The sequence below is a fragment of the Paenibacillus sp. sg306046 genome, from assembly GCF_059821225.1.
In genome coordinates, this window is sequence record NZ_JCAMRT010000057.1 from 1 (window position 1) to 5,785 (window position 5,785).

At 48.6% G+C, this 5,785-nt stretch carries 5 protein-coding genes and 1 pseudogene; 1 reads left to right on the plus strand and 5 read right to left on the minus strand.

What is annotated here, in order from left to right; genetic code table 11:
• Positions 1–366 precede the first annotated feature (366 nt).
• Complete coding sequence (locus tag AC6ROY_RS25115) at positions 367–507, minus strand: hypothetical protein (RefSeq protein ID WP_500103302.1); 141 nt, start codon at positions 505–507, stop codon at positions 367–369.
• 52 nt (positions 508–559) lie between these two features.
• Between AC6ROY_RS25115 and AC6ROY_RS25120 the strand changes: the two are divergent.
• A pseudogene (locus AC6ROY_RS25120) lies at positions 560–1,709 on the plus strand (IS3 family transposase).
• 163 nt (positions 1,710–1,872) lie between these two features.
• Here AC6ROY_RS25120 and AC6ROY_RS25125 read toward each other — a convergent pair.
• The 4 genes from AC6ROY_RS25125 to AC6ROY_RS25140 all read right to left on the minus strand — a co-directional run bounded on the left by AC6ROY_RS25125 (position 1,873) and on the right by AC6ROY_RS25140 (position 5,654).
• Positions 1,873–2,094: a S8 family serine peptidase gene (locus tag AC6ROY_RS25125; RefSeq protein WP_500103303.1), complete on the minus strand. Its 222-nt coding sequence runs from the start codon at positions 2,092–2,094 to the stop codon at positions 1,873–1,875.
• The gene (locus AC6ROY_RS25130) at positions 2,031–2,450 is read right to left on the minus strand and encodes a protease inhibitor I9 family protein (protein ID WP_500103304.1); all 420 of its coding nucleotides are present in this window, start codon (positions 2,448–2,450) and stop codon (positions 2,031–2,033) included. The genes AC6ROY_RS25125 and AC6ROY_RS25130 overlap by 64 nt, the downstream gene beginning before the upstream one ends.
• Positions 2,451–2,519: 69 nt before the next feature.
• Positions 2,520–4,343, minus strand: coding sequence for a LamG domain-containing protein (locus AC6ROY_RS25135; protein ID WP_500103305.1), 1,824 nt, complete (start codon positions 4,341–4,343; stop codon positions 2,520–2,522).
• Positions 4,344–4,724: 381 nt separating this feature from the next.
• Complete coding sequence (locus AC6ROY_RS25140) at positions 4,725–5,654, minus strand: NAD-dependent epimerase/dehydratase family protein (RefSeq protein ID WP_500103306.1); 930 nt, start codon at positions 5,652–5,654, stop codon at positions 4,725–4,727.
• Positions 5,655–5,785: the final 131 nt, after the last annotated feature.

Below are 5,785 nucleotides of genomic sequence, written 5' to 3' on the forward strand. Positions count from 1 at the left end.
AGCTCGCTTTGATACTCACAACGAACGGTAAGCACGTTTAACATCGTATCCTCTCCCTGTTCTCGGATCTGATCTGTTGAAAATAATGAATAGCGCAAGCGGCGGAATCATGATGAGCAAGCGTTCGCAAACAACAGGTTACGCTATGAGATGTACAGGCTCTGGAAGTTATACAGCGCAAGCTGCACCGCCACATGGCTGGAGCCTGGCAGGAATCCAACAGATTGATGAAATCGCTGCCATAATGCCCTTATACCATAGTACAGCGAATAGGAAGCCGAGCGCTACCTCAATCCTGAGGCGGGCGAGCATGGTTCTGGGGATTCCTCTGGCTTCATGCCAATACGGATACCTGGCGGCGGCTGTTCAGGCTTCCAAAGGGATAAAAATCTCGCGCAAGCCGCCAACCAGATTATTCTCCAAATCCTCATTAACCGACGCGGTAATCGCGAACCCAACCAGCTTCGTTTCCCGCCGCTCAAGTGTCTGAACCTGCTCCATTGTCATAAATATAATCATACATATAATCTAGACAGCAAAAAAGGAGTTTCTTAGTTGTATGACTACAAGCAGAAGAAAGTTCAGCCCCGAAGAGAAAGCACGCATCGTGCTGGAAATTCTGAAGGAAGAAAAGACGGTGTCGCAGCTCGCTGCTGAGGAGGGGATTCATACCAATGTCCTCAACCGGTGGAAATCAGAAGCCGTTCAAAACCTCTCCCAATTGTTTGTCGATGATCGTAAAGGCATCACGAAAATGAAACAGGAATACGAGCAGCAAATTGACGAACTCTACGGCGAGGTTGGCTGATTAACCACCCAATTGTCGTGGCTCAAAAAAAAATCTGGCCTCTAATCTATCCCGTGACGAGCGTGTAGATTTATTGGAGTGGGACCGTCCTGAGCATTCTATCCTCGTACAAGCAGACCTACTGAGCCTTAATCGCTCCAGCCTGTATTACAAGCCGGTGCCTCCATCTCCGGAGGAAATACGCCTCAAACACCGGATTGATGAGCTTTACACGAAGCATCCGTTCATGGGTTATCGAACGATTGCTTCGATCATGAATCGCGAGAACGACTCGATTCACGAAAATACCGTACGGCGCTATATGCGCGAAATGGGAATTATGGCGATCTATCCCGGCCCGAACCTGAGCAAACGTGATCTTCAACATCAGATATATCCTTATCTGTTACGTAAATTGGCGATTACAGAGCCTGAACAGGTCTGGAGTGTAGATATTACGTATATTCGAATGAAGCTCGGCTGGATGTACCTATACGCCATTATAGACTGGTATTCACGCTATATCATAGACTGGCAGCTTGATCAGAGCCTGGGGATTGGCTTTGTTCTCGAGACGATGAAACGGGCACTGGCAAGTCGGAAACCAGGCATTATTAACAGTGATCAAGGGAGCCATTTTACGAGTCCACAGTACATTGATTTGTTGAAGGAGAACGACGTTCGTATTAGTATGGATGGTAAAGGGCGTGCAACCGATAATATCGTCATCGAACGGTTTTGGCGCAGTCTAAAATATAATGAGATTTATCTGAATGATTACAACAGCCCACGTGAGGCTCGGAACGGCATTCGCAACTACATCCATCTTCACAACGATTATTTGCCACACCAGTCTCTGCAAAGGCATACGCCAGCTGCTGTGTATAACCGTAAAGTCGTGCTTAAATCCACATCTAAATAACGGGGAAAGAACCTTTTCTCCCGCGCCTTCGCTTGGGCTTTGTCCTCCACCATCGGACATCGCTATGCAGGATGCCTTAGTCCCATACAATGCGCTGGCTTTCCCAAGCGGAGGCAACAGAATGATCGAACAAACCTTGTGCATCTTTTCACACCTTAAAATTTTATAATAACTGTCTTGACATCTTGTAGCACCATACGACATGGGTGCCATGACCATGATCATCCTCATAGGAGACCGTGTAGGGAACCAAGGAAACTCCCCCGGCTACCGCTACATCTTCATGCTGCAAGTCAATCCCCGTATCGAGGACTGCTACTTTTACATTTTTCCCGTATAGCCGGCATTCCAGGCATAGGTAGCTTGTACGACGCCAAGGCCCCAATCGGTAGTCTGGGAAGACAGGCTGAGTCGTAGATCCGGCTCGACGGAGGCAACCTCGGAATCTTGTCTAAGCTGTGCGATCTCTTCCTCGGAGGCAGAGACGGCTACCGAACGAAGATGCGATTTTGACTTTTGACTGACTCTACCCTTCACTCTATCTGTTGAAGGCTGCGGCTGTTGTTTTTTGTAGGTGACAATTACCTTGCTTTTAGCTTCCTTGCCGGTCTTATCGTCCGTGAGCCGACTGCTATCCATGGCAGGAGCGGCGCCTGCGTATTGCAAAGGCCAAACTCCTAAGAACAAGATACCTGATAGCAGGCAGCAGATCCATAATTTTGGCAATCTTCGAAATGGCATCCTTTTCTCTCCTCGTATTAACGCATGGACGATCAATGAGTTCATGAGGGTGTTTCATAATTTCATCCTTTACGGTTTCCAATACCCCGCCAATCCCGGCTCAATCCATCGTACGATTCTATACATATTCGACCTTACTTCCGCCTCCGACAAAGCATAGTTCCATATTCTTACTTCGCCAATGTTTCCACCCATCTTGTACAGATCGGTTCCTCCGATCCCCGAGATATGCCCCGTTTCGGTCGCGGTCACTGAACGTGTCGTTGTTCCCATTACCGAACCCAGGCTCTGTTTTTCACCATTAAGGTACAATTCATTTTGCGCTGCGTTGGGCACTCCGTTATAAAAGGTTGCTGAGACATGCACCCACCGATTCGCTAAGTTAGCCGATGATATGCCAAGTATGTTGCCATCACCTGTATTAAATCCGAAATACCCATTAAAGAACCACAAGGTATAATAGTTATTCCACGAAAATGGCATTACTGAATTCGTCCCATCCCAGTACATCCAAAACTCGACTGTATTCTTCGCGCCCTCTGCTTGATTTACCGATAGGTTGTTGACCGTGACCCGCTCATTTTCATTGAAGTTCAAGGATTTACTTGGTAACGGATTCCAATCCCCCACTAGTCCCGGTTCAGTCCCTTGCAGCACGCTGTACATGTTCGACTTGATTTCTGTCTCCGACAAAGCGTAATTCCACACTCGCACTTCGCCGATTTTTCCGCCCATCTTGTACAGCTCGGTTCCTCCCGTACCTGAAATGTACGCCGTTTCTGTAGCTGTCACCGAACGTGTCGTTGTTCCTATCACCGAACCCAGACTCTGTTTTTCGCCGTTAATGTACAATTCATTTTGCGCTGCGTTGGGCACTCCGTTATAAAAGGTTGCCGTAACATGTACCCAACGATTCGCTAAGTTAGCCGATGATATGCCGAGTATGTTACCTTCACCTGTATTAAATCCGAAGTATCCATTGGCAAACCACAAAGTATAGTAGTTATCCCATGAAAATGGCATTACTGAGTTCGTTCCATCCCAATACATCCAAAACTCGACTGTATTTCTAGCGCCTGCTGCTTGATTTACCGACAAATTGTTGACCGTGACCCGCTCATTTCCATTGAAATTCAAGGACTTGCTCGGTGAAGGGCTCCAATCCCCCACTAGTCCCGGTTCAATCCCCTGCAGTCCCCTGTACATGTTCGATTTAATTTCTGCCCCCGACAAAGCATAGTTCCATATTCGTACCTCGCCGATTCTACCGCCCATTTTGTACAGCTCGGTTCCTCCCGTGCCTGAGATGTAGGCCGTTTCTGTAGCCTTTACTGTACGTGTCGTTGCCCCCATTACAGCTCCCAAATTTTGTTTTTCACCATTAATGTACAATTCATTTTGCGCTGCATGAGGTACTCCGTTATAAAAGGTTGCCGTGACATGTACCCAACGATTCGCTAGGTTAGCTGATGATATGCCCAATATGTTGCTTTCACCTGTATTGAATCCAAAATAACCGTTTGAAAACCATAATGTATAGTAATCATCCCAAGAAAATGGCATTACTCCGTTCGTCCCGTCCCAGTACATCCAAAACTCAACCGTATTTTTAGCACCTTCCGCTTTATTTACGGCCACTCTGTTAAGAGTAAATTTTTTTTCATGGTTAAATGCTTCAGAAAGAAATTTAAACAAAAGATTTCCATTTTTATCGTATGTATAACTTTGTCCCGAGCTTTCATACAATAACTTATTATTTTTGTCATAAGAATAAGTTGAAGATGCAGCAATTGAAGTGCTCGTTAACGAAAAAATACCAACCTGCGAATTGATGACTATGAGTAAAACAAGCAAAAGCTTAAAATTCCTTTTCATTACTCCTTTTAGTTGCATAAGCTCCTCCATTTATTTTCCTAATATTCTAAACCCCGCTTAATGGATGATGACCTAACAGGATGTTCATATTCCAATAAGCAACTCTCCTTTTGAAAACATACAATTTCACTAAAAGATAGCATATAATATGACAGTTTTCCTTAAGAGATAATGTCGAATAATGTAATTTAATGTTAATTCATGCAGATTTCATGGGCTTTTTAGCACATATCCGGAACTAAATTTGGGTCCGCAACAAAAAACGCCTGCAACCCGGCAGGCGTTCCTCAATCTTGTATGCTCCTTATCTCACACCTGAGCTAACCGTTGCCAGCCCTGCTCGCACGCATGCCTGACTGTCGATTGGCAGCCCTTCACTCTCCCCCTGCCGCCCAGCAACTACTGCGCTCCACGCTTAAACCACGCCACCGTTTCCCGGATGCCCTCCTCCAGCGGAGTCGCCTGCATACCGAACTTATCCGTAAACTTGCGGCTATCGACGAGAAACGGCTGCTCCAGCTGGTACAGCATTTCGATCGCCTCACGGGCCATCGGTACAAAAAAACCGCCGATCCGCAGCATCATCCGGCTCATGAGCCGGATCGCATTGGGATACCCAGCCGCCGCATAGGCCAGCTCGGCGAACTGCCTGACGGTGACCGGGACGGCATTCGGCACATGCCATACTTCGCCCAGCGCCGCGTCATGCTGACCGGCAATCGCCATCGCCCGGCCGAAATCGCGGATGAAGGTAAAGCTGTGCGGCTGATCGAGGCTGCCGAACATGCGGGTCGGCTTTCCTTGGACAGCCGGGGTGAAAAGCATACCTCCCATGGCCGATTGAAGCGCATGCGGCCCGTAGTAATCGGAGCCGCGGACAATCGCAACGCGAAGCTTTCCTGTGCGATGGGCGTCATGAAGCCGCTCGGACAGCGCCGCGCGCAGACGCCCTTTTTTGGTCGCAGCGTGATATGGCAGCTCTTCGTGAATCGGCCCCTGCACCTGCCCGTACATGTACAGGTTATCGGCCACGATCAGCTTGGCGCCCGTCTCGGCCGCCCCGGCCATGATCAGCTCCTGCAGCTGCGGAAACTGTTCGGTCCACTTCCAGTAAACCGGCTGGGCGCACTGGTAGACGGCATCCGCCCGCTGCATCACCCGGCTGGCCTCACCCGGCGCGTTCAGTTCAGCCTGCTCCACCCGGACGCCTGCCGGAACGTCCGCCCTTCCGGAGCGGTTCACCATCACCACTTCATGCCCGTCAGCGACAAGCGCCTCCATTGTATATCGGCCAATCGGCCCTGTGCCCAAAATAACATGCTTCCCCATCTCAAGCGCTCCTCCATGACTTCTGCCCTGTTTTCCTCCAGCATAAACCCTCTAGCGGCTAGTAGAACGCTCCTGAAATAACGTTGTAAACTTAATGCTCTAGCCCATAGCTCCAACGATGGGGCACCGGG